23 protein-coding genes and 1 pseudogene are annotated in these 23,765 nt (G+C 51.6%); 19 read left to right on the top strand and 5 right to left on the bottom strand.

Annotated elements, in window-relative coordinates:
- The 6 genes from HOK28_02155 to HOK28_02180 form a co-directional block, all read left to right on the top strand.
- Positions 1–634, top strand: a 634-nt coding sequence (locus HOK28_02155; GenBank protein MBT6431864.1) for a hypothetical protein, incomplete at its 5' end; no start/stop codon positions are given.
- A gap of 47 nt (positions 635–681) precedes the next feature.
- Positions 682–2,133: an IMP dehydrogenase gene (gene guaB, locus HOK28_02160; protein ID MBT6431865.1), complete on the top strand. Its 1,452-nt coding sequence runs from the start codon at positions 682–684 to the stop codon at positions 2,131–2,133.
- A gap of 51 nt (positions 2,134–2,184) precedes the next feature.
- A complete protein-coding gene (guaA, locus tag HOK28_02165) occupies positions 2,185–3,741 on the top strand; it encodes a glutamine-hydrolyzing GMP synthase (GenBank protein ID MBT6431866.1) in 1,557 nt (518 codons plus the stop codon).
- A 633-nt stretch (positions 3,742–4,374) separates the two neighbouring features.
- Positions 4,375–5,184, top strand: coding sequence for a hypothetical protein (locus HOK28_02170; GenBank protein ID MBT6431867.1), 810 nt, complete (start codon positions 4,375–4,377; stop codon positions 5,182–5,184).
- A 32-nt stretch (positions 5,185–5,216) separates the two neighbouring features.
- Positions 5,217–6,416 (top strand): hypothetical protein, encoded by a 1,200-nt coding sequence (locus HOK28_02175; protein MBT6431868.1) that lies wholly within the window; start codon positions 5,217–5,219, stop codon positions 6,414–6,416.
- An 8-nt stretch (positions 6,417–6,424) separates the two neighbouring features.
- On the top strand, positions 6,425–7,195 hold the full coding sequence (locus HOK28_02180) for a FecR domain-containing protein (GenBank protein MBT6431869.1): 771 nt from the start codon (positions 6,425–6,427) through the stop codon (positions 7,193–7,195).
- Positions 7,196–7,203: 8 nt separating this feature from the next.
- Here HOK28_02180 and HOK28_02185 read toward each other — a convergent pair whose 3' ends face one another.
- Positions 7,204–8,667, bottom strand: a complete 1,464-nt coding sequence (locus HOK28_02185) for a sigma 54-interacting transcriptional regulator (GenBank protein MBT6431870.1) — start codon at positions 8,665–8,667, stop codon at positions 7,204–7,206.
- 267 nt (positions 8,668–8,934) lie between these two features.
- On the opposite strand from HOK28_02185, the gene HOK28_02190 reads away from it, so the two are divergent.
- Entirely contained in the window at positions 8,935–9,594 is a 660-nt protein-coding gene (locus HOK28_02190; protein ID MBT6431871.1) for an SPOR domain-containing protein, read from the top strand.
- A 6-nt stretch (positions 9,595–9,600) separates the two neighbouring features.
- Here HOK28_02190 and HOK28_02195 read toward each other — a convergent pair.
- Positions 9,601–9,735, bottom strand: a pseudogene (locus tag HOK28_02195) (30S ribosomal protein S2).
- A gap of 782 nt (positions 9,736–10,517) precedes the next feature.
- Between HOK28_02195 and HOK28_02200 the strand changes: the two are divergent.
- The 8 genes from HOK28_02200 (at position 10,518) to HOK28_02235 (ending at position 17,352) form a co-directional block, all read left to right on the top strand.
- Entirely contained in the window at positions 10,518–10,694 is a 177-nt protein-coding gene (locus HOK28_02200) for a ribbon-helix-helix domain-containing protein (GenBank protein MBT6431872.1), read from the top strand.
- Positions 10,695–10,801: 107 nt separating this feature from the next.
- The gene (lepA, locus tag HOK28_02205) at positions 10,802–12,598 is read left to right on the top strand and encodes an elongation factor 4 (GenBank protein ID MBT6431873.1); all 1,797 of its coding nucleotides are present in this window, start codon (positions 10,802–10,804) and stop codon (positions 12,596–12,598) included.
- Positions 12,598–13,323, top strand: a complete 726-nt coding sequence (lepB, locus tag HOK28_02210) for a signal peptidase I (protein ID MBT6431874.1) — start codon at positions 12,598–12,600, stop codon at positions 13,321–13,323. Before lepA ends, lepB begins: the two co-directional genes overlap by 1 nt.
- Positions 13,324–13,489: 166 nt before the next feature.
- A complete protein-coding gene (gene pyrR / locus HOK28_02215; protein MBT6431875.1) occupies positions 13,490–14,053 on the top strand; it encodes a bifunctional pyr operon transcriptional regulator/uracil phosphoribosyltransferase PyrR in 564 nt (187 codons plus the stop codon).
- Positions 14,050–14,982, top strand: coding sequence for an aspartate carbamoyltransferase catalytic subunit (locus HOK28_02220; protein ID MBT6431876.1), 933 nt, complete (start codon positions 14,050–14,052; stop codon positions 14,980–14,982). The genes pyrR and HOK28_02220 overlap by 4 nt, the downstream gene beginning before the upstream one ends.
- On the top strand, positions 14,979–16,253 hold the full coding sequence (locus tag HOK28_02225; protein ID MBT6431877.1) for a dihydroorotase: 1,275 nt from the start codon (positions 14,979–14,981) through the stop codon (positions 16,251–16,253). Before HOK28_02220 ends, HOK28_02225 begins: the two co-directional genes overlap by 4 nt.
- Before the next feature lies 1 nt (position 16,254).
- Positions 16,255–16,905 carry a hypothetical protein gene (locus HOK28_02230; GenBank protein MBT6431878.1) on the top strand — a complete coding sequence of 217 codons (651 nt, stop codon included), beginning with the start codon at positions 16,255–16,257 and terminating at the stop codon, positions 16,903–16,905.
- A gap of 78 nt (positions 16,906–16,983) precedes the next feature.
- Positions 16,984–17,352 (top strand): PilZ domain-containing protein, encoded by a 369-nt coding sequence (locus HOK28_02235; protein MBT6431879.1) that lies wholly within the window; start codon positions 16,984–16,986, stop codon positions 17,350–17,352.
- 30 nt (positions 17,353–17,382) lie between these two features.
- Here the strand turns inward: HOK28_02235 and HOK28_02240 are convergent, their stop codons facing one another.
- Together HOK28_02240 and HOK28_02245 are read right to left on the bottom strand one after the other, a co-directional pair.
- Entirely contained in the window at positions 17,383–18,129 is a 747-nt protein-coding gene (locus HOK28_02240; GenBank protein ID MBT6431880.1) for a class I SAM-dependent methyltransferase, read from the bottom strand.
- 81 nt (positions 18,130–18,210) lie between these two features.
- Entirely contained in the window at positions 18,211–18,384 is a 174-nt protein-coding gene (locus tag HOK28_02245; protein MBT6431881.1) for a hypothetical protein, read from the bottom strand.
- 135 nt (positions 18,385–18,519) lie between these two features.
- On the opposite strand from HOK28_02245, the gene aroC reads away from it, so the two are divergent.
- Positions 18,520–19,611: a chorismate synthase gene (aroC, locus tag HOK28_02250; protein MBT6431882.1), complete on the top strand. Its 1,092-nt coding sequence runs from the start codon at positions 18,520–18,522 to the stop codon at positions 19,609–19,611.
- Here the strand turns inward: aroC and HOK28_02255 are convergent.
- A complete protein-coding gene (locus tag HOK28_02255; protein MBT6431883.1) occupies positions 19,601–20,533 on the bottom strand; it encodes an alpha/beta hydrolase in 933 nt (310 codons plus the stop codon). The two genes, aroC and HOK28_02255, sit on opposite strands and share 11 nt — an antisense overlap.
- A gap of 86 nt (positions 20,534–20,619) precedes the next feature.
- Between HOK28_02255 and HOK28_02260 the strand changes: the two genes are divergently transcribed.
- From HOK28_02260 to ettA, 3 genes are all read left to right on the top strand, one after another.
- Positions 20,620–21,414: a flagellar motor protein MotA gene (locus HOK28_02260; protein MBT6431884.1), complete on the top strand. Its 795-nt coding sequence runs from the start codon at positions 20,620–20,622 to the stop codon at positions 21,412–21,414.
- A 6-nt stretch (positions 21,415–21,420) separates the two neighbouring features.
- The gene (locus tag HOK28_02265; GenBank protein MBT6431885.1) at positions 21,421–22,101 is read left to right on the top strand and encodes an OmpA family protein; all 681 of its coding nucleotides are present in this window, start codon (positions 21,421–21,423) and stop codon (positions 22,099–22,101) included.
- A gap of 45 nt (positions 22,102–22,146) precedes the next feature.
- Positions 22,147–23,765 (top strand): energy-dependent translational throttle protein EttA (ettA, locus tag HOK28_02270; GenBank protein MBT6431886.1); only part of this gene is annotated, 1,619 nt, incomplete at its 3' end.

The following is a 23,765-nucleotide window of genomic DNA, read 5'->3' on the forward strand; positions in this document are numbered from 1 at the left end:
GGAGGAACACACTGAGAGGCTTGGACATCAGAGTAATGAGGATATTTCGGGTGATGAACAGGCGGCGCAAGCCCAAGGTCATCTCGGCGAGTCGAATGCTTCCGACCTAAGCCAAGCAGTAGACCAAGGGACCGATTCAGACGTGCTGGAGGCTGCCGGCCCAGTGGTATTGGGTTACAACATGCAGGAAATTGGATATTATGAGGCGAGCGAAGCGCTATTTGAAGCACCGGACCTTGAGGGCCTAGGTGGTATCGCGGCCAGTGCGCTTCAGCATTTTTTCACTTACTCAGCCTGCCTCACCTTGAGGGCGGGCATTGGTAGCCTTCTGGCGAAGAGTTCAGTCGGTGAGTTGCCCGACATCAGCCTCGATGCTCCGATAAAAGTCGAGGAGCCTTATTATGGGCCAATTGCTGACCTCGAAGCGGGCTCTACGCTTGCTGACTGGCTTGCATTTGGACATTCTCCTGCAATTCTAGTGGCTTACTGGCCGTTCGGGGGCGGTAATCTGGTATTAGTTGGCGCTCATGGGCCACAGGATGAGCCATACGGCGATCTCAATGATGTCAGCGGCCTTTTCCGGGATGTGGAAACTGCCCTGAACGTATTGAACAATGACGCAACTAATGGTTAGAAGAGCCCGAACTGATTCCACTTTTTGCTCAGTGGGGAGGTTCGAACATGAATCAAGACATTCCGCAGGCCCTAACATTTGACGATGTCCTTTTAGAGCCCTGTTATTCCGAAATTCTTCCAACCGAAGTGAACACTGCGACCGAACTCGCGCCGGGTATTTCCCTGCACGTGCCGATTGTTTCTGCCGCTATGGATACGGTGACCGAAAGCCGCTTGGCAATTGCCATGGCGCGCGAGGGTGGCCTGGGTTTCGTTCACAAGAACCTCTCGATTGAACAGCAGGCTAAAGAAGTCTTGCGAGTGAAAAAGAGCGAGTCGGGTATGATTTTAGACCCGATTACTATCGGACCAGGGCAAACTCTGGGCGAAGCTCGAGAGTTGATGTCACGTCACAATATCAGTGGTATTTTGGTTGTCGAAGGTGAACAGTTGGTCGGGATTATCACCAATCGAGATCTTCGGTTCGAAGACCGGGCGACCATCGAGGTCCGGGAAGCTATGACCGCCGAGGTCGTGACGGCGCCAGAGGGCATTACAACCGACGAATCCAAGCGGCTACTCCAAAAGCACCGTATCGAAAAACTTCCGGTTGTTGACGGCCAGGGTGCCATCCAAGGCTTGATCACAATCAAGGATATTGAAAAGAGTGAGAATTTCCCGAATGCCACAAAAGACAAATTGGGTCGTTTGCGAGTAGGCGGGGCTGTTGGTGTTGGTGCAGACCGCGCTGATCGTGTAGCGGCCCTGGTTGCCGCCGGTGTTGATATCATTGCTTTAGACACAGCTCATGGCCACACAGTCTCGGTTATTGAGGCAGTGCGCGCTACGAAAAAAGAGCATCCGGATTTGCCTATTGTAGCTGGGAACGTTGCCACAGAAGGTGCGGTCCGCGCGTTGGTTGAAGCGGGTGCAGACACTATTAAGGTCGGAATCGGGCCTGGCTCAATTTGCACGACCCGTATTGTCGCGGGTGTTGGTGTGCCCCAATTGACCGCGGTTTTCCGTTGTGCAGCTGCGGCTAAGGAACTGGGTGCTTATGTTATCGCCGATGGTGGTATTCGTCATTCTGGCGACGTCGTGAAGGCATTGGCCAGTGGAGCAAGTGTTGTCATGGTCGGCAGTATGTTTGCCGGCACGAATGAAGCGCCGGGTGAAGTTGTGCTGTATCAGGGACGAAGCTACAAATCCTATAGGGGTATGGGTTCTTTAGGAGCCATGGAAGCAGGCAGCGCTGACCGTTATTTCCAGGCCAACCAGGGCGCATCGAAATTGGTTCCCGAAGGTGTTGAAGGCTTGGTGCCCTATAAGGGGGAGCTTGCCGCCAGTGTCTACCAGATGGTGGGAGGCCTGCGTGCAGGTATGGGTTACCTTGGAGCACCGAACTTGGAAACACTTCGCAAGAATGCTCGGTTCAATAGAATCACTGCAGCAGGGACGCGGGAAAGTCATGTTCACGATGTGACTGTCACTAAAGAGCCGCCAAACTACCGCACATGAGAGGCACCATTGCCCTTGTCGTCTGAATTCTTTTTTTAGGAGAGGCACACCGTGGCTCAAGAACGTATCCTTATTCTCGACTTTGGTTCCCAGTACACGCAGTTAATCGCACGCCGCATCCGCGAAGCCGGTGTTTATAGCGAGATTTATGCGTGGGATGTAGATCCTGCATACATAAAAGAATTCGCACCCAAGGGTATTATCTTGTCGGGCGGGCCTGAGTCTGTAACCGAAGAAGGTTCTCCTCGTGCTCCTGATCTGGTTTTTGAATTAGACGTTCCCGTTTTGGGAATCTGTTATGGTCTGCAGACAACCGCGGTTCAACATGGCGGTAAAGTAGAGCCATCGGAGCTAAGAGAATTTGGTCACGCTGAAGTTATCATCCAGAAACCAGGTAAGCTATTTGAAGGCCTGACGGACACAGATGGTGAATCCGTCCTTAATGTCTGGATGAGTCACGGCGATAAAGTTACAGAAATACCCGACGGTTTTGAGATCTTAGCAAATACCGCCAGTGCACCCGTAGCAGCAGTTCAGCATGTGGAAAAGCCTATCTACGGCTTACAGTTTCACCCCGAGGTAACACATACCGCGCAGGGTTCAGAAATCCTTCGTCGTTTCGCGATTAACATTTGCGAATGTTCTGGCTCGTGGACACCACAAAATATCATCGAGGACATTGTTGCGCGTCTCAAAGAGGACTTAGGCGAGGACGAGGTTCTGCTGGGGCTTTCGGGTGGTGTAGATTCATCGGTTACGGCAGCACTTCTGCACGAGGCAATTGGTGACCGTCTAACATGCGTTTTTGTGGACAACGGCTTGCTCCGTTTAAACGAAGGCGACCAAGTTATGAAAACTTTCGCTGCAAATATGGGCGTAAAGGTCATTCGTGTCGATGCCGAAGATTTGTTTATGAATGCGTTGGCGGGCGAGTCTGATCCGGAAGCAAAACGCAAGATTATCGGGCGAACTTTCGTTGAGGTTTTCGAGGAAGAGTCTAACAAGCTGCCTAAAGTGAAGTGGCTTGGTCAGGGTACGATTTATCCGGATGTTATTGAGTCTGCAGGCTCAAAGACCGGAAAAGCTCACGTCATCAAGTCTCACCACAACGTGGGCGGTTTGCCGGAGCACATGAAATTGAAGCTGGTTGAACCTCTACGAGAGCTCTTCAAAGACGAAGTGCGAACCATCGGTATCGAAATGGGTCTTCCACGTAAAATGCTGATGCGCCATCCTTTTCCAGGGCCGGGCCTCGGCGTCCGCATTTTGGGCGAAGTCAAAAAAGAATTTGCCGATACCCTTCGAGAAGCAGATGCCATCTTCATGGAGGAACTCGAACGCTCGGGCTATTATGAGAAGGTCTCGCAGGCTTTTGCGGTTTTTCTGCCGGTGAAGTCGGTTGGAGTTACTGGCGATGGTCGCCGCTACGAATATGTCATTGCTTTGCGAGCAGTTGAGACGGTCGACTTCATGACCGCCCGATGGGCACATCTCCCTTATGAACTTCTTGGAACACTGTCGAACCGCATCATTAACGAGAATGAGCGGGTTTCGCGCGTAGTTTACGATATTTCGGGTAAGCCTCCGGCGACGATTGAGTGGGAATAGAGTGATTTACATTCCGGTGCTGGCCCCGGCGTCGGTATGCCAATTTGATGTCGAGTTTAAAACCATTTATCACTGTAGCGACGACAGATTTTGCATTTCGGGATGCGAGTCGCGCGCGGTCTGATACCGATTTGTGGACGAAACTGCAGGAATGCAGACAGCTGAACGCGCAGCACAGTTTGAACTTCGTTATGGTTGAGCGAGCGTTAAACCTTTGTTTAATCCCCAAAAAGACATGACTAATTTAGAGAATCGAATGGAATGTACCCGAATCCTGTAAGTGATGGAGTCGGTTGGTTTGAATTTTATTGGGAAACAACGTTGGTTTTCAGATCTTCTAAGTCGCTGAATTCGTTCGTTTATAACCATCCAAAACGACTTTTAGCACTAATTGTCACCGCTCCGCGGGTTTGTCGAGCCCCTAAGGCATTGTTTTTATTAGAGATGTCTGAGCCAGCATTAGGGTTCTAGTTGATTCCTGCGACAGTCAACGCTTGAAATTAAATGATCTGTGGGATGGATTAGTCACCGAATTTCCGTGAGTTATTGACCCGAATCGGGTTAAATAAAATCCATCGAATCAGTGTCAAAGTTAACGCCGGCGCATCGAATACCTGCAGGAGGTACAAGGTTATGACTTCACAGCAAATAAAACGAGTACTAACAATTTTAACTGTAAGCCTGATGGCTGCGGTGTCTTGGGCAGGGGATGACGACGTCGTTCAGTCTGTTGGGCACGGGCAGGTCCACTGGGGCGATAACACCGTGACGGCAACTGGTAGCGGTGCGCCAAGCCTCAAGGCTGCAAATGTAGCCGTGGCACGATTGGGCGCTGAGAGGGCTGCCAAGATGGATGCCTTCCGCAATATATTGGAGACGGTCAAAGGCGTACGGCTTTCTTCTGGTCAATCCGTATCAGCGATGATGGACACCTCGCCGCAGCTGAAAAGCCGCGTAGAAGGCGTGTTGCGTAGCTTTAAAGTTGTCGACACCCGTTATTACTCTGATGGTGGGGTTGATGTAGTGGTTCAGGCACCGCTGACTGGCGTTATTCTTGATGCTCTCTTACCAAAGGCGGGCAGTTCGGAAGATAAAGCTGCAGTTGCTGTATCCGAGCACACGGGGTTAGTGGTCAATGCAAGGGGCCTTGCGCTCACGCCGGCCATCTCACCGCGACTGGTTGACGAGGACGGAAACGTTATCTACTCGGCTGCTTTTGTGAATCGCGACGCTGCGTTGCAACGAGGCATTGCCACATACCATAAGAGTGTTGATGCGGCGACTAAGTCAAAGCGAGTAGCGACCAAACCGGTACTTGTAAAAGCAGTGAAGCTGGCAGCACCCGGTAGTTCCGATTTGGTTATTTCTGCCGCTGACCTAGCTAAAGTCGCTTCTGCCAAGAATGCCTTGCAACAAGGCCGCATCGTTATCGTTGTTGATTAAAATCGATCCTATAGGCTTCCTGGGAGGCACCAATGTTCCAAGATAGAAAATATTCGTTAATGGCGGCCATCACGGCCACGTTCTTCTTGTTGACCGGCATAGTCAATGCGGAGGACGCCGTGAAGGTTGAAGCCGTTGGCCAAGCAGCGATTTATGGCAAGGATGTCGCGCAGGCCCGTGATAAAGCAATTGATGATGCACGCAGAAAAGCTGTGGAGCAGGCCATTGGTTCAATGGTCTCGAGCGAGACAGTCACAGAGAATTTCCAGTTAATCTCCGATAAGATTCTTAGTAAGTCCAGCGGTTATGTTCGGCGATACAAGATCTTGAGCGAGGGCTCCTCAGAAGAAGGGCTCTACCAAGTTAGTATTGAAGCCATGGTGCAGAAGGGTGTTTTAAATAACGACCTCCAGGGTGTGCTGGCGATTTTAAAAGCCAAGAAGATGCCGCGTGTCTTGGTCATGATTACTGAGCAAAACATTGGCGGCGCACCGTCTTCATGGTGGTCCAACCCAGGTGCATCCGTAAGTATGGATGTTGCAGAAAACACATTCATTGATTTATGGCGCCCTAAAGGCGTTAAGTTTGTTGAACGACAAGTGCTCGACGGCAAGATAAGAGTAAGTGCTGGTATCACCAGCGACACAAAGAACGATATCGCTAAGGAGTTTGGCGCGATGTCTGGCGCGGAACTCGTCGTTATTGGAAAGGCCATTGCGACCAAGTCAACCACGATCCCATTGAAGACAAGCGTGCCTATGTACAGCGTGAATGCACAAGCTTCGATTCGTATTCTCAATGTGGACAACGGTAGTATTTTGGCAACTGCCACAATTGCCGCGGCTGGACAGCATATCAACGAAATCACTGCAGGGCACATCGCCCTTAAGAATGTCGCGAAGAAGGCAGGCGATGAGTTGCTAACGAAGGTCTTAGCGACTTGGCAATCTGAGATCTCTGGCCCTGCGACCATCTCGCTGCGTCTAACAGGCGTCAACAAGAGCAAGTTCCTACGTCAGATTGCGACATTTCTTCGCAACCAGGTGCGTGGTGTTGCTGAGGTCCGACAACGCTCATACAAAGCAAAAGCGGCAAACCTCGAGATTGAGATGAACGGTTCGGCCCAGGATCTAGCCGAGGAATTGGAAGAAAAAACGTTTCCTCGTTTCAATGTTGAAATTTCTGAGATTACGGCAAACCGCGTCGTGGCTAACCTCATTCCAAAGAAGTAGGGTAATCTATGAACCTGGTGAATCAAAAATTGCGAACCGCGTTCTTCCCGGCGTTCCTAGTTTGCTTGAGCGTCAGTGCCGGCTTGTTTTTCCAACACAAGCCAGCAGAGGCAAAGGTTCCTGTCATTGGTGAGGTTACGTATCTCAGAGGTGAGAGCTTTAGAGCTTCAGCTGGCAGTAGTAACTGGTTGCCCTTAAAAGTGGATATGAAGTTGCACGAGGGAGACCGACTGCAAACGAAGAAGTCTGCTCGAATTGAAGCAAGGCTGACAGACGGTTCTGTTGTGCGACTTGGGCAAAACACCCAGTTAAGCCTGCAAAAAGTTGTTACAAACCAAAAGGGTCAACGAAAGTCGGTTAAGGCTAAACTCCTGCTTGGTAAAATTTGGGCAAGCGTGAAAAAGGCAGTCGGGGCCGAGACGGAGTTCTCTGTGACCACGGACCATGCGGTTGCTGGTGTGCGAGGAACACGGTTTGAAACCGTTGCCTCGAAAACAGGTACCTCGGTAAAGGTTTACTCAGGAGCAGTCCTGGTTTCGAACAAGCCAATCTATGCGATTAAAGGACACACAAAGAAAAAACGTGTCCAAGTAGCTGGGCCGCAGCTCGTCTCCAAGAAGAAGTGGAAAGAGTTAATTACCGGTGCCATGCAGGTTGTTAAGGTTTCCTCTTCGGGAGCCATGCAGGCGCCAGCAGCGTTTACGATGGCTGATAAATCTCAGGGAGACTGGGAAGCATGGAATGCTGAGCGCGATGCGCAGGCAGGCATTCACGAGTAGCACGCGACTCACGCGGCTTCCTTTATTCCATTTCGATACTCTCTTATGTGACGATGGACGGTTGAACGGTGCACCCCAAGGGCTCGTGCTGTTTTCTGAATGTCCTGCTCTTGTTCAAAAAATACCCTTACGACGTCATCGGGCATCACTCGAGATGCTTGCTCGCCGTTCAATAGGTGTTTCAAATTGAAAATGTCGGTTGGTCTCTCGGGGTAGATAACCGAAGCCTTCCAGAAAAGATTACGAAGCTCGCGAACATTCCCCGACCATGGCTGAATCCTCAACCATTGCAGGACGTCTGGTGAGAGCTGGCTTCCTGGGCAATATCTTTCTACAAATGCTTTTGCTAGCGTTTCGATATCTTCTGGTCGCTCTCTTAAGGATGGAACGCTTAGTTGGACCACGCAGAGTCTGTAATATAAATCTTGCCGAAATCTGCCAGCGCTAACCTCGGCGTCAAGGCTCTTATGCGAGGCGACGATAAGCCTTGGCCTTGCAATGACGGGTTCGCTCGCTCCCAGGGGGTGTATGAAGCCGGTTTCGATGGCTCTTAAGAGCTCTGCTTGGACCGATAAGGACATTTCTGCAATTTCATCAAGAAAGAGGGTGCCTTTGTGGGCAGCACTGAAGAGTCCTTGGCGATTGTAGCTTGCATCGGTGAACGCGCCGGCAACGTGACCGAAAAGTTCACTGCGCGCTAGCTGCGGGGTGAAGCATGATGCATTCGCGGTAATCAGTGCACCATCGACTCGGCTATGCCGATGAATTGCGTTTGCGACGAGTTCTTTGCCCACTCCCGACTCTCCCGTAATGACAACAGGCGCATTGGAAGGCGCCACTTTTGAAATGAGTTGTTCAAGATTCTGCATGGCAGTAGACTCTAGCTTGGTGCCCGGTTGAGTTTGCTCGTGGGCAGTTGCTGCGACCTTTACGACTGTGTTGCCCATAGTCACGGTATCTCCTCTGATAAGTTTCGTGGTACTTATGCGTGCACCGCGAGAATCATAGCTTCCGTTACTGGTTGCGAGATCAAAATATAGAATAGACTTTTCCGTTGGGTACAGGAGCGCGTGCAGGCCCGATACCGTTGCCGACTGTACCCTGATCCCGCAGAGTGATTTGCGGCCAATGACGAGCGGTTTCGAGAATTCGTGGTGCGTATGGTCTATTGAGAGCACACAGGGCTGATCGATGGGGTTAACCAATTGAACAAGTTCGACCTCGGTGGAGTCATGCATCATGACGCAAGGGCCGCTCCAGGAAACCTTAACCTTACTAAATCCGGCCGCATCTCGGTACGGACCACGAAGACCGCGGGCACCCAGAACCCACCATTCCTCTCGCCGAGTGGCGATAATCCACTGCGCACCAGGCTCCATCATCATTTCGTCCGGAATAGGTATGATACCCGGAACGGAACATCGTTTGGCTATTTCTTGCTCATTGACTCGACACGTAATCTCAAAAATCATGTAATCCCCCAAGTGGTTTGGTTGTGGCAGCTTAAAAGGCAATTCATATGCCAGCTCGAAGTACCTAGAATAATGTAGGATTCGGGGTTCATGTGTCGCGGCTTCTCAAATTACGACACGGCTTGTCCCAAGTTGACCAGGACAACCCTGTGAGGCGAGGTTGGCAGGAGCGCTAAGAGCCGTAAGCAGTTGTCTAAATAACCTGCAATAATTTTGACCATCTCGGTCAAGCGACTAAGAATGGAGGCACTTAAGCGAGGGATACCAATGCGAGACGCACGTAAAATTAAAGAACGCAACGAGACAGGCAATTCACCAAAGCTGGGGATGGTCGCTGTCTTTGGTGTCGTGACGGCATTGGTCTCGTATAATGTCGGCTTGCAGAGCGGCTTGGCTCGCAACGCGGAGAACTCCGAAGCGAAACCGGAATCAGCTCAGCCACTTGCGGCGATCGATACGGCACAGAAAAAGCACGACGCCATGCAGTTTTATACTCGCTTAACTCAGCAAGAAATCCCCGCTCCCGCTCCAGCAGCTCCAGCCGAGCCGGCACAAGCGGTAAAGCCAGATCACGCAGAGCCCAATAAAGTCGAAACGGCAAAAGATGCAATTGCTCGTATCGTAGAACCAGAGCCCAAGGCGGCCCATGAACCACAACCTAAAGCCGAGCAGCGCCATCAGGCCTTCGCGGCAGGCGATTACACGGTGCAGGTTAGCGCGTTTCAAACGTCGGAAGAGGCCGAGGCCTACAAAGCTTCTTTGACCCGCAAGGGATACGACCCTTACGTCATTCCTGCAGAAATCGCAGGCAAGGGAGTTTGGTATCGAGTTCGAGTCGGGCGCTATGAGACCAAGACCAAAGCTAACGCGGCGAAAGCTCAATTGGCAATGGTTAACATCCCATCATTTGTTGTTGAAGCGAACTAGCTAGGCTTACTCAGCCGCAGGCGCAGCTTCCTCAGCGGCAGGCTCAGCAGGCGCGGCGGCTTCACCTTCACCTTCAGCCGCAGGGGCATCGGTTGCACCTTCGGCGGGAGCTTCGGCAGCAGGAGACGCTGCGGCTGGTGCACTCTTGTCTTGCTCCCAAAGGTCAACAACACCGTCAGCATCTTTATCGACGCCAATACGAGCTACAGAACCATTTTCAAAGTATTCCCAGGTATCGACTTTGCCATCACCGGTTCGGTCAGACTCGATCAGCGTCAGTGTACCTTTTACGTATTTTTTAGAGATATCCGTACGCCCATCGTAGTTAAAATCGATCTCGCGCAGAACCAGGGCGCCATCTTTGAAGTGCGACACTTCATCGGTACGACCGTCGAAGTCCAAGTCGGTGTGCTCGGTTAACTTGCTGCCGGACGCGTCAAAAATCTGTACAACGTCTATCCTTGAGTCGTGATTGAGGTCGATTTCTTTACGCAACATAGGCTCGGAATCACCCTCGGTGGCTGGTCCGTAAAACTTGAAAACATCAGGCTTTTCATCCCTGTTCAGGTCAAACTGGCGAATGGTCCAGCCTTTTTCTTCGGCTAAGCTCTTGCGGTCTCGATCGACCTCATCACTGGGCGCCGGTGCCTCTTCTTTTTTCACGACTGCCTTGGGCGCAGTGGCGCAGGCGGTCATCAAGAGACTAGACATAACGACTAAAAACGATGGTTTTTTGATGAATTTCAACATGTGACAGTTGTCCAATGACAAAGACTTCAAGTCAATACCTCAAGCACGTGTCCAGTTCGTTGACAGATACAAAAAGTGCGATATATGTATGGCAACGTCTGGCACGTTGTCTCGGGACGGGGATCCCGTAAGTGTCAGAATGTCTTTGGGGAAATTTTTCAGGAGAAGTCACCGTGAGCAACAAAAAAGTCTCGACGACGGTATATATTACGCAAGATCAGTCACTGCAGTTGAAAGAATTACACGCAAGGACCAAAGTGCCAGTAGCAGAGTACATTCGGCAAGGCATCGATAAGGTTCTAGAAGAAAATGCAGACAAATTGCCAGGCCAGTTGAGCTTGATGCAATAGATGACTATAGAGCCCCATCACGGCTGGCTGTTTAAGGGCATTTATGGCCTATCCAGCAACCCCGGCATACGCGCACAGGTTAATCGGCGCTGGAGCACCCCAGGTTCATGACGTTAAAAAACATCCGTAATTTTTCCATTGTTGCCCATATCGACCACGGTAAAAGCACGCTTGCCGACCGGATCCTAGACTTGTGTCAGGCTGTTGATGACCGAAGCCGTAAAGAGCAGCTGCTAGATAGTATGGACTTGGAACGTGAGCGTGGAATCACGATTAAGGCTCAAGCGGTTCGCCTTGAATACAAGGCGAAGGACGGGGAAACTTATCAGTTTAACCTGATTGATACGCCCGGACATGTCGATTTTACCTATGAAGTATCTCGCTCACTTGCCGCGTGCGATGGCGCAATCTTGGTTGTAGACGCCACGCAAGGCGTCGAAGCACAAACTTTGGCCAATGTTTATCTGGCAATCGACAACGATTTGGACATTTTGCCAGTCATTAACAAAGTTGATTTACCGAGCGCTGACGTTGAGCGGGTTTGTGAAGAGATAGAGGACATTATCGGTCTCGACACCAGCGGAGCCATTTCCACCAGCGCAAAGACTGGCTTAGGCGTCGACGAAGTTCTCGAAGCAATTGTAAGAGATTTACCCCCGCCAGAAGGCTCGGTAGATGATCCGCTTCAGGCCTTACTTTTCGACTCATGGTTCGATGCCTATCGAGGAGTTATGATTCTTTGCCGAGTTCGTCAGGGAACCGTGAAAAAAGGTACTCGTATCCGGCTAATGGCTGCTGGGGCGGAATTTGAGGTTCAAGAAGTGGGCGCTTTTAGCCCTGAGCCTCAAAAGCTTGACCAACTTTCTGCAGGAGAGGTTGGATTTGTGGTGGCGGGTATTAAAGATATTCACCACACGCAGGTGGGTGACACCATCACCGACGCTAAAAATCCATGCAGCGAGGCGCTTCAAGGCTTTAAGGAAGTTCAGCCGATGGTCTTCTCGGGAATCTTCCCAGTGGACTCGAAGGACTACCAGAACCTGAAGGATGCGCTTGAGAAGCTGAAATTGAACGATGCAGCATTTCAGTTCGAGCCAGAAACAAGCGCCGCGCTTGGGTTTGGATTTCGCTGTGGATTTCTCGGCATGCTCCACATGGAGATTGTCCAGGAACGCTTGGAGCGTGAGTACAACCTAGCGCTGATCACGACGGCACCGACGGTTATCTACGATGTTTTTCGTAAAGATGGTGGCCGGTTGCGGGTTGATAATCCGGCAGACTTGCCACCACCAAACGACCTCGACCGAATTGAGGAGCCGCGAATCAAGGCTCATATTCATGTGCCCAATGATTATGTTGGAGCCATTATGAAATTGTGCGAGGAACGCCGCGGCCATCAAGTGGACCTGAAGTACACCTCACACAACCGTGTCCAGGTCACCTACAACATGCCCTTGGCCGAAGTCGTGTTCGATTTCTACGACCGCTTAAAAAGCGTATCCCGTGGGTACGCTTCATGCGATTATGAAATGCACGAGTACGAGAAGGCCGACTTGATTAAGCTAGATATTCTTATCAACGGCGAAATATGTGATGCGCTGTCAATTATCACGCATAGGTCTACCGCTTTTTTCCGCGGCCAAGCATTATGCGCGAAGCTTAAGGAAATCATCCCACGCCAGATGTTTGAGGTTGCTATCCAGGCGGCGATTGGCACCAAGGTCATTGCCCGAACGACGGTTAAAGCCTTCCGGAAAAATGTTACGGCAAAATGCTACGGTGGAGATATTAGCCGAAAGCGCAAGCTGCTTGAGAAGCAAAAAGAGGGCAAGAAGCGAATGAAGTCCATTGGCTCCGTTGAGCTTCCTCAAGAAGCGTTTCTCGCGGTGCTGAAGGTAGACTGATGTCATCTAAAGAGAAGTCGCCTGAGCCGATATCAGCCGACGAAGCGTCTGGCTGGAAAGAGTCGCTGGGCTCGATACTGGTAGCTATCCTGGTAGCACTCACGCTACGAGCCTTTGTGGTTGAAGCGTTTAAGATTCCCAGTGGTTCAATGATACCGACGCTCGCCATTGGCGACCAGATTTTCGTCAACAAGTACAAATACGGTCTACGAGTTCCTTTTACCGCCAATCGAATCGTTGAATTTGATTCTCCAAGTCGCGGCGAAGTGATTGTCTTTATTTGCCCTGATCAACCGGAAGATGACTATATCAAGCGTATTGTCGCGATAGCCGGTGATGAACTGGAATACATTCAAGGTGTCCTGCATATTAATGGCAAGGCATTGGCGAAGAAGGATTTGGGCCGCAAGACTCATATGGAGCGCGAAGCACGAAGTGGCCGATGGTATCCCTTTGAAGCGGTCGCGTACCAAGAAACAAATGGTGATGCGACGTACACGATTTTAGAGAAGCCAAATTTGATGAAAAGCGACCGTAACTTTGGTCCCGTCCGTGTCCCGGAGAAGCATGTGTTTGTCATGGGTGATAATCGCGACTCGTCTCGTGATAGTCGCATTTTCGGATTTGTCCCTGAAAATCATATCTTGGGCCGCTCTCTTTTTGTTTGGTGGTCTTGGGGGTCTGAAGGCCTTGCCACGGACCGCCTAGGTACATGGATTGATTGAGGCATTTTCTTTTCTCAATCACACAATGCGTCATATTCTAAAATTCCCGCATCTCCTCAATTACTGATTGACACCAGCGCGCTTGACACGTAAAGCCGTCTTTCCAAGAGACCCCATTGTCGAAAAGACACAGCGGGTCCCCGTTAATCTGGGTTTTGTAGACATCATGAAGGAGAACGCCATGAGCCAAGAAATGCTCAATGCGGAGGGAATCGCGCGCGCGCTCGATGAGCTAACGGATGCGATCCATTCAGCCACCACCAAGGCGCCGGTCGCCATTGTGGGTATCAGACGAGGCGGCGAACACCTTGCTAGACGCTTGGTTTCGCTCATTAAGGAAAAATACGGACAGGAATTGCCGCTCGGCTTTGTCGATATTGCCCTTTACCGAGACGACGGCTTTGGTCCTTCTGATTTCCCTAAGGTTGGAGTTACGGACATCCCATTTCGTCCTAAGGAGCACACCATCGTGTTGGTAGACGATGTGCTCTACACCGGAAGAACCGTTCGTTCAGCTCTGGGCGCTATCCTCGACTATGGCCGACCGTGCTCGGTTAAGCTGGCTGTCATGGTCGACCGAGGCCTGCGGGAGTTACCTATCCAGGCGGATTGGGTCGGGCTGACGCTTGAGACAACTCTAACTGACCACGTTGATGTGCACCTTACTGAAGGCGGCGCTGAGGCGGATGCAGTGGTAATGACAACCGGCGGTAATGGAGAAGAGTCATGATTCGCGGCCAGCACTTATTAGGCATGCGCGGTGTTCCCGCAGACACGATTTACGGGATTTTGGACACGGCACGAGGCTTTAAAGAAGTCTCACGAAGAACGATTAAGAAGGTCCCATCACTTCGTGGGCGGACGGTGCTTAATGTCTTTTATGAGGCAAGCACACGTACACGCGTAAGCTTTGAACTTGCAGGAAAGCGTTTGTCGGCGGATGGCGTAAATATTTCCGCCAGCGGCGGATCGACTTCAACATCTAAGGGTGAGTCCTTGCTCGATATGGCCCAAACTCTGGATGCTATGCAGGCAGATGCGGTCATCATTCGTCATGGCCAAAGCGGTGCGCCGCATTATCTGGCCGACCGTATAGGGGCTCGGGTTATCAATGCAGGCGACGGTCAGCACGAACACCCAACTCAGGCACTCTTGGACCTTATGACCATTCGTGAACAGTTTGAGAAGCTTGAAGGCCTGGAAGTAGCTTTGATTGGCGACATTCGCCACTCGCGAGTTGCACGGTCAAACCTTATCGCCATGAAAACACTGGGTATGAAGGTTAGAGTTGCTGGCCCGGCGACATTGGTTCCCAAGGAACTGTGTGACGTTTACGGTTGCGAGCGGTGCGATACTGTTGAGCAGGCGATGGAAGGTGCCCACGTGGTTATGTCACTTCGCTTGCAGCGTGAGCGGATGGTCAGTGGGATGCTGCCATCTTTACGCGAGTATGCGGTTGAGTACGGAATCAACTCGAAACTGCTTGAGAAAACTCGCCATGAGGCAATTTTGATGCACCCAGGTCCCGTGAATCGCGGGGTGGAGCTGGCCGCTGATATTGTAGACGGTTCAAGGAGCGTTATTTTAAACCAGGTTGAAAATGGAGTCGCGGTACGTTGCGCGGTCCTCTATTCGATTCTGGGAGGAGAGCAGCCATGAGTTTAGTTGTACGAGGCGGTAAGGTCATAGACCCTGCATCTGGAAAACAGGAAGTCATGGACATCGTCATTCAAGACGGTCGAATTACAGACATCGGGCCAGATGTTGGAGCTAAAGTAGAAGGTGATGTCATCGACGCTCAGGGACGCTTGGTTCTTCCCGGCCTTACGGATCTTCGAGCGCATATCAGAGAGCCTGGCGAAGAATACAAGGAAGATATCGATACAGCTTCCAAAGCAGCGGTAGCCGGTGGGTTTACGTCGATTGTGGCAAATGCCAGCGGCGCCACGCCGATGGATACACCCGAGATGATTGAACATGTGGTACGTCGGGGCCGAGCAGTGGGTCTGTGCGAAGTTTTAACCGCTGGCTCGATAACCGTTGGGTTAAAAGGTGAGCTTTTGGCTGAAGCAGCAAGCCTGCAGAAGGCGGGTGCTGTTTGTTTAAGTGAAGGTGTAAGAACTGTTTCGAATGCCCGTTTGATGCGCAGCGCTCTAGAGTACTCGTGTGATTTTGGGCTAACCGTTATGTCTTACGCTTGTGATTCGGACCTATCCAAGGGTGGGCAGGTCAGCGAAGGCTTGGTTTCTACTCAGCTTGGTTTACTAGGTATTCCACATGCAGCCGAAGAGGCTGTCGTGGCTCGGGATCTCGCGTTGGCGGAATTAACCGGAGCACGCTTGCACCTTACGCAACTCTCGTGCGCAGGCAGCGTCGAGCAGGTTCGGCAGGCTAAGGCCCGCGGTGTTAAGGTGAGCGCGGACGTTGGCGTAAACCATCTTTGCTTCACGGAGAAGCATGTCTTGGGCTTTGATACGAATCTCAAGCTTGCACCGCCGCTTCGACGTGCTCAGGACCAAAAAGCTCTCATCGCAGGTATCGTTGACGGAACGATTGACGCGATTGCTACGGGTCATGCTCCTCAGTCTATCCTTGAGAAAGATGTAACATTTGGACGCGCCTCTACTGGGGCCATCGGGCTTCAAACGGCTTTGGCGGTTTGTTTTGAGGTTGCTCAAAAGCACCAAGTGCCAGAAATGACCATGGTCGAAAGATTAACGACCGGGCCTGCTTCAGTACTTGGTCGTCCCCATGCCGGGCTCAATAAGGGTGCGCAAGCAAACTTAACCGTATTCAATCCGGATGAAGAGTGGACGGTAAAAGACACTGAGATCGTGAGTAAAAGTAAGAACTCTCCTTTCTTAGGAAAGACTCTTCACGGCTTGGTTGAGAAAACGATTTTTGACGGACGGGTAGTGTACTCTTCCTGAGATGTACAGCAGTTCCTACGAAGCGCTTCTAGAATACGCGGGTCAGCCAAGCCTCCAAGAGGAATTGGTTGAGGCTCGTGAAAAATTCATTGAGCGCACCGGTCCACTCTTTGAGAGCGATCCATCCTTCGAGCATCGCTTAACGACCTTCTTGGAATGGTTCCTCATAGACCGCGAACTCAACGGTAAGTCGTTGAGGCCAGTGCAGCACTTCATTGAAAATGAGCTGGGTGACGCATCAAGTGATGAGCTTGATGCCGTAAAGGCTCTTGCGCAGAGTAGGCTGGAACTCATGGAGTTTCGGCGCTGGAAAGATGGGCAGGCCCGGTTTAAAGATTTGATCACCAAGGGTCGCTGGGTTTTGGATATGCCGGAAATCCCACTGGGCTTAGAGTCTGGCGATATCGTCGCAGGTCGGGTGGTGACTTCTCGGAATTCCACGTACCTATTGGAAAGCCTAACGCTTTTCCCTCGAGCTGCGCGGAAGCTAATTATCAAGGCAGCCAAGCCATACAAGGTTCAGCCGCCGTCACCGAGCGAGCAAATCGATTTCATCCACAGGCTGACGTATCTCGCAAACCGCGGTGAAAGATACAGTCATGTAGACAGCCGCGAGATATTTAAGGCATTGATGGCGTCACTGGTCGCATAGTCGCTGGCCGATTTTTTGCCCATTCACACAGACGGTCGTACTCTCAGCATAAGTTTCATGTATGCCTGGAGGGACACCATGACCGCACATGCTAGCGCCAACCATTCCCGAAGTTATCGTCGTCACCCGCGTGTGGATGCTGACGTTTATATAAATAAGATTATCGACGACCACCCTTACTTGGTGCGTGTGCGCGATATCTCGGTGAGCGGCATGTTCATTTATAGGCTCATCGAGCCGAAGCATCAAAGCGGCAGTGAGTTTGGTTTCGAGCTTCGCTTGCCCAATTGTGACGATACTATTTGGGCGGTAGGGCGCCTGGTCCGCGATGCCAACGCAGATGCCGCTGAGGGTTGCGCCGTAGAATTTGTAAGAATGGGTGAGCGAGACCGTCAACTTATTCGAGCTTATGTGGCTGAGCGCCTCACGCAGAATCTTGTCCACTAGGTTCGAGGATCCGGTTAAGACAGGCCTCTTTTATTTCACATGCCCCACGTAAAGGTGAGCCACTCCGAATGTCATAGGGTGGATTTCTACGTTTTTCAGACCAGCTTCTTCCATGAGGGCGCCAAATGCTTTTGGCCCCGGAAATGCTGCAATAGACGCCTGTAGGTATCGGTACTCTTTGGATCCCGAGAGTATCGATCCGAGCCAAGGCACCAAGTGATGAATATGGAACCGCGCCAATGGGGCAAAAAGTCCACCTTGGGGTTCGGATAACTCGAGAATGACGACGCGGCCGCCTGGTCGGGTGGTTCGGCGCATCTCTTGAAGACCGAGAAGCCTATCGGGAACATTGCGGATACCAAAGCTAATACAGCTGGCAGCAAAGGAGTCGTCCTGAAAAGGCATAGCCTGTGCATCGCCTACAACCAATTCGACCCGCTCAGCGAGGCCCGCACGTTCAGCCTTCATTTTTCCGACGTCAAGCATTCCTGCGGATGGGTCTAAGCCTTTGACTTGAACGCCCTGTTTTTTATGACAAATCGAGAGCGCTACGTCGGCTGTGCCGGTGGCAACGTCGAGCACGGTGTCGCCGGCAACCAGTATGCCGAGAGCACGCAGAAGCTTAGCACGCCAAAGCTTATCGAGACCGAAACTAATCAGCCTATTCATTAAGTCGTACCGCTTGGCAATTTTGTCAAACATCGCACCACTGCCGTCGGCATTTCCTACGGTCGTTTGATTGGTTCGTGTGCTTAGGTTGTTTGGCTGTGCAGACATCGGGAACCTCGTTTCGTACAGAGGCCCCATGCCCGTTCAGAGCAAAGCGGTCAAGGGAGGAGGGTTCGGTTAAGTGCTGATTTAGCGGCGGGCGTGTCGAGCCAGGGAACCGCTACGAATCAGTGAAATCACCTCATCGAGACCGCCAGGATGGTCGAGTAGTGCTGCGTAATCGCCGAGGATATCTCCCCATTCACGCTTTATCATTTCAATCATCTGAGGATCGGGTGTGCGCTCGGTTTGTGTATTCTTCATTTTGTCTCCCAAAATCATCTACTTGTAGGATTTCAGGATAGGGCTGACGGGCCCAACTGGCAAAAAAATGGCAAATTCAGGTTCCTCTTCGCCTGGGGGGCTTGCCCAGTTGCCTTCAAAGTTTTACCGTCCGGCATGTCCAGTACTTACGGGAAAATATTTAAAATCACGACTTGGGGAGAATCTCATGGGGATGCCGTTGGCGTCGTCATCGACGGTTGTCCTCCAAGAATACCATTAAGCATAGAAGACATTCAGCCGGCCTTGACCAGGCGCCGGCCGGGTCAAAGCAATATCTCGACACAGCGAAAGGAAGCTGACGAAGTTCAGATTCTTTCGGGCGTCTTCGATGGGCAGACCCTCGGTACCCCAATATCGCTTGTTGTGTGGAACCGTGATCAGCGCAGTAAAGATTACGGTCATATGGAGACGACTTACCGTCCATCCCATGCTGATTACACCTACCAGGCCAAATACGGCATCCGAAATTGGAAGGGCGGTGGCCGGTCCAGTGCTCGCGAGACAATCGGGCGCGTCGCGGCAGGTGCAGTCGCTGAAAAGATTCTTCAGTCTTTCTACGGCATTGAAATTGTAGCTTGGGTGGACCAGGTTCGCGATATTGTGGCCGAGGTAGATGGCAACACGGTAAGCCGTGAAGACGTTGAGGCCAATGTGGCTCGGTGCCCCGACGAGGCAACTGCTCAGGTGATGATTGACGGTATTAAGGCGGCACGTAAAGCTGGCGACTCCCTTGGTGGAATCGTCGAAGCGGTTGTTCGAGGACTGCCAGCGGGATGGGGCGAGCCTGTCTTTGATAAGATTGACGCCGATCTCGCGAAAGCGATGTTGTCTTTACCGGCCTGCAAGGGCTTCGAAGTGGGATCTGGTTTTGGTGGCATTGCCCTCTCGGGGGCTGAGCACAACGATACCTTCTATATGGAAGGAGACCGCGTAAGAACCAGGACCAACCGTTCTGGCGGTGTTCAAGGTGGGATTACCAACGGTGAGAATCTGACGATGCGGGCGGCATTTAAGCCAACAGCCACCATTATCAAAGAACAGGACAGCGTGAACGAGGCGGGTGAAGATGTTCAGTTTAAAGGCCGTGGCCGTCATGACCCTTGTGTTTTGCCAAGGGCGGTCCCAATTGTAGAGGCTATGATAGCGCTCACACTTATCGACCACGCCATGCGCCAACAGGCGATTCAGCATCCCGTTAGCGAGTAAGCGCCGGTTCGGTAAAGCGATCGAAGGCTCGCCAAAAAGACGCCCTTACATTGTCATTTTCATGAAGAATTTCATGTTCAGAGCCGTGTATTCTGTGCAGGGTGCCGTCGTGTAGTCGCCGGGCAACTTTAACATGGTCCGCAGGATCCACGACACGGTCATTGACTGGGCTTACAAGTAAAGTAGGCGTCAGGACTCTCCTCAGGTAGGCTTTAGGCCTCGCCTTTTGCATGGATAAAATCGCCGCGCGCAGCCAGCCGTAGGTAATGCCGCCCAGGGCCAGCTTTGGGTTATCCCGGATCGGCGCGATGGCCGCATTGAACCTTGTTTCGTCGGTCGTGAGGCGGTTTCGGCTGAAGCTTTCCTGGTCAGGTCCGTGCGACGTTTGGCTTGCTGCATATTCTCGGCTGAGGCCAAGCCTGCATGCATTGTTCGCTATCGAATACATGGCGTTTTCGGGTACTGGGCCGGTGTTAATACGTGTCATGGGTGCAACCAGGATGGCTCTATTAGCGGCCGACGGGTATCGATAAAGGTACCTCGTGAGAATATGCCCACCCATAGAGTGTCCCATGAGAATATCAGGTCGGCCCGTTCTGGGTTCAACGACATCCGTCATGAACTGATGGAAGTCGGTCAAATAGGTTGTAAATTCATCTATATGCCCCTTGTGGGGATCGGCCAATGGGCGCGTGGATAAACCTTGGCCCCGCCAATCCAGCGACCAAACCGTGAATCCACGTGCCACCAGTTCGGCGATGTTCTCAGCGTGTTTTTCGATGAATTCGGTACGCCCACCTTGAAGGACCAGGGTTCCACGGGGCTTACCTTCAGGTTCAAACAAGCCATAGCGCAGCTGGATTCTCTGGCTCAGACCGCTTGGAGTGAACCAACGACTTTCAAATGGTTTTAGCTTCATCACCGTCTAATCTTTAGCACAAAAAATCCGTTTGAACAGAGCGAACTCGTTTCTTGACCCATCGTAATGGATAACGGTACCGTGTCCTTATGGCCTTAGGTAGCGTATTAGGATTCATAGCCGCAGTTGCTTTGTTCTTGGGTTCCATTGCAATGGAGACCAACAACTATTTCATATTTATCTCTGCCAGCAGTGCCATGATGGTAATTGGAGGCACATTTTCTGCCGCTTACATGAGCTTTCGTGGCCGCTACGTCAACTTGGCTTTGAGGGACGTTTTTCGCCTTTTCAGCGGTTATGCCGTGGCCCGCGAATACTTGAATGCGGAAATTGGTCAGATGATTCGCTGGGGTTACTTGGTCAAAAAAGAGGGTGTTCCTGAACTCGAAAAAGAAATCGCTAACCTAAAAGATGAGTTCCTTAGCTATGCTGTTGGTCTGGTTGTGGCTGGGTACAACGCGGCTGATGTTCGCGACATGCTTGAGGCAACAGTCGAGACGACTTATGAGCGAATGATTGTTCCGGTTAAGATTCTAAAATACATGGGCGGGGCAGCACCTGCATTCGGAATGATTGGTACCTTGGTTGGCTTAATTGTCATGTTGAACAACATTGGAGGTAGCCCGGAGCAACTCGGTGGTGGTTTGGCGACAGCACTTTTGACGACTCTCTATGGGGTTCTGCTGGCAAGACTCGTATTTCTACCGGCCGCGACCAAGAGTCAGCAAGGTCACGAGATCACGCGTTACCGCAATTATGTTATGCTTGAGGGTTTCGTGATGCTTGCAGACGATAAGAGCCCTCGATTCATTCAAGACCGCCTCAATAGCCAGCTTGACCGCAAGATACACTACGATATCGACACGCAGGGCAAGGGAGGCTAGCCGGATATGGCGAAATCCTTTGGGAAACGAGATGAGCAAGATGAAGAAGACTCATCATGGATCGAGACGTATGCCGATGCCGTTACGCTTCTTATGGCCTTTTTCGTTCTTCTCTATGCAATGAGCGATGTTGATAAGGCAAAGTTCGAGACTCTAAGCCTCACAATCCGACAGGTGCTGGCTGGCCAAGACGCGAGCAATGAAGCTTTAGGTGCCGGTCATTCGGAGAACTTCACCGAGGGGCTACGTGACTCCTTGGCTGCCGAAGTTAAAGAAGGCCTGGCACGTGTTCGTCAGACACCCACGGGTATTGAGTTAGAATTTAACAACAGCACGTTGTTTCGGGTTGGTTCAGCAACCATTCGTAATGGAATCAAGCCCAAGATGCGTGAAGTTGGGGGATATATCGCTAGGCTACCAGACCGCTACAGCATTGAGGTTGAGGGGCACACAGATGATGTCCCGATTAGAACACCGCGCTATCCCGATAACTGGGAATTGTCGGCAGCCCGAGCAACTGCCGTGGTGCGCTATCTCTCGACGATCGGTGTTAAGGGTGAAAAAATGAAGGCTATAGGCCTTGCCGACACCCGGCCCAAACGGCCGAACAAGACGCCTGATGGCAGTGCACTGCCACTGAACCGAGCTCAAAACCGTAGAGTAACAATTCAAATACTCCAGTATTGAGATCAACTCCCTCTGCCTGTATCTCACGGGTCGGAGGTTTTTATCATGGCAGAATTCATCTTTTCATTGAGTGATGTGGGCAAGGTTACGCCGCGTGGACGCACGGTATTGTCTAAAATCAATTTGTCCTTCTTTCCTGGCGCGAAGATTGGCGTCTTGGGATTGAACGGCTCAGGCAAGAGTACGCTGCTACGTATTATCGCCGGTGTGGATAAAGAACACCTTGGTGAGATGATCCCGGCGAAAGAGATTCGAATCGGCTACCTCGAACAGGAGCCCGTGCTCGATCCTGAAAAAACTGTTCGCGAAAATATCGACGAGGGCGTCGCTCCCATCCGAAGCCTCCTCTTAGAATTCGATGCCGTGAACCAAAAGTTTGCGGAAGAGATGACGGCGGATGAAATGGACGCGCTTCTTCAAAAACAAGCCGACCTTCAAGACAAAATTGAGGCAGCCGGTGCCTGGGAACTCGATCACGAGATCGATGTTGCCATGGATGCGCTTCGTGTTCCCGAGGGTGACTCACCGGTCACCAACCTTAGCGGTGGCGAAAGACGGCGTGTGGCGCTTTGCCGCTTGGTTCTTTCTAAGCCCGACATGATTTTGTTGGATGAGCCAACGAACCACCTCGACACCGAAAGCGTTGCCTGGTTAGAGCATTACCTTCGTGAATATCCTGGCACCGTTATCGCGGTAACTCACGACCGGTATTTTCTCGACAATGTCGCTGAGTGGATTCTAGAACTCGATGCAGGCAAGGGGATTCCATACAAGGGGAATTACACGGGCTGGCTTGAACAGAAGCAAGAGCGGATGGAGCTAGAAGGCCGCCGTGAGCAAGGCCGCCAAAAGGCGCTTGCACGTGAACTCGATTGGGTTCGGTCGTCTCAAAAAGCAAGGCAGGCGAAAGGTAAGGCACGTCTGAAGCAATATGAGAGCCTTTTAGAGGAGGCACCCAAGGAACGACTTCAAGCGGGCACCATTTATATCCCTCCGGGTGAGCGATTGGGCTCCAGTGTCATTAAGGCAGAGAACATCTCGAAGTCTTACGATGGAAGAATTCTTTTCCAGGACCTTAATTTCGATATTCCCCCGGGTGCGACCATTGGAGTGATTGGCGCCAACGGCGTCGGTAAGTCGACTCTCTTTAGAATCATCACCGGTCAAGAAGAACCCGACTCGGGCACCGTCACCCGTGGTGAAACCGTTCAGCTTTCATACGTCGATCAAAGCCGCGATTCTCTCGATGGTGAGCGTACCGTTTGGCAAGAAATCTCCAATGAGGCTGAAGTGGTTGAGCTGGGACGGCGTGAGGTGTCTTCACGTGCCTATTGCAGCTGGTTCAACTTCAAGGGCGAGAATCAGCAGATGAAGGTTGGTGAGCTTTCAGGTGGTGAGCGCAACCGTGTGCACATGGCCAAGCTCATGAAGGCCGGCGGCAACGTATTACTCCTGGATGAGCCGACAAACGATTTGGATGTCGATACATTGCGGGCCCTCGAAGAAGCCCTCTCTGAATTTGGCGGCTGCACTGTTATTATTAGCCACGACCGATGGTTCCTGGACCGTCTAGCGACTCATATTCTTGCATTTGAGGGAGATAGCCACGTTGAGTGGTTTGAAGGCAACTATGCTGAGTATGAAGCAGACCGAAAGCGGCGTCA

Source organism: Deltaproteobacteria bacterium, from assembly GCA_018668695.1.
Lineage (GTDB): Bacteria > Myxococcota > XYA12-FULL-58-9 > XYA12-FULL-58-9 > JABJBS01 > JABJBS01.

Coding starts and splice junctions, on each gene's coding strand:
- guaB (MBT6431865.1), top strand. CDS start 682: ATGAATCAAGACATTCCGCAGGCCCTAACATTTGACGATGTCCTTTTA.
- HOK28_02170 (MBT6431867.1), top strand. CDS start 4,375: ATGACTTCACAGCAAATAAAACGAGTACTAACAATTTTAACTGTAAGC.
- HOK28_02175 (MBT6431868.1), top strand. CDS start 5,217: ATGTTCCAAGATAGAAAATATTCGTTAATGGCGGCCATCACGGCCACG.
- HOK28_02180 (MBT6431869.1), top strand. CDS start 6,425: ATGAACCTGGTGAATCAAAAATTGCGAACCGCGTTCTTCCCGGCGTTC.
- HOK28_02185 (MBT6431870.1), bottom strand. CDS start 8,667: ATGATTTTTGAGATTACGTGTCGAGTCAATGAGCAAGAAATAGCCAAA.
- HOK28_02190 (MBT6431871.1), top strand. CDS start 8,935: ATGCGAGACGCACGTAAAATTAAAGAACGCAACGAGACAGGCAATTCA.
- lepA (MBT6431873.1), top strand. CDS start 10,802: ATGACGTTAAAAAACATCCGTAATTTTTCCATTGTTGCCCATATCGAC.
- lepB (MBT6431874.1), top strand. CDS start 12,598: ATGTCATCTAAAGAGAAGTCGCCTGAGCCGATATCAGCCGACGAAGCG.
- pyrR (MBT6431875.1), top strand. CDS start 13,490: ATGAAGGAGAACGCCATGAGCCAAGAAATGCTCAATGCGGAGGGAATC.
- HOK28_02220 (MBT6431876.1), top strand. CDS start 14,050: ATGATTCGCGGCCAGCACTTATTAGGCATGCGCGGTGTTCCCGCAGAC.
- HOK28_02225 (MBT6431877.1), top strand. CDS start 14,979: ATGAGTTTAGTTGTACGAGGCGGTAAGGTCATAGACCCTGCATCTGGA.
- HOK28_02230 (MBT6431878.1), top strand. CDS start 16,255: ATGTACAGCAGTTCCTACGAAGCGCTTCTAGAATACGCGGGTCAGCCA.
- HOK28_02235 (MBT6431879.1), top strand. CDS start 16,984: ATGACCGCACATGCTAGCGCCAACCATTCCCGAAGTTATCGTCGTCAC.
- HOK28_02240 (MBT6431880.1), bottom strand. CDS start 18,129: ATGTCTGCACAGCCAAACAACCTAAGCACACGAACCAATCAAACGACC.
- HOK28_02245 (MBT6431881.1), bottom strand. CDS start 18,384: ATGAAGAATACACAAACCGAGCGCACACCCGATCCTCAGATGATTGAA.
- aroC (MBT6431882.1), top strand. CDS start 18,520: ATGTCCAGTACTTACGGGAAAATATTTAAAATCACGACTTGGGGAGAA.
- HOK28_02260 (MBT6431884.1), top strand. CDS start 20,620: ATGGCCTTAGGTAGCGTATTAGGATTCATAGCCGCAGTTGCTTTGTTC.
- HOK28_02265 (MBT6431885.1), top strand. CDS start 21,421: ATGGCGAAATCCTTTGGGAAACGAGATGAGCAAGATGAAGAAGACTCA.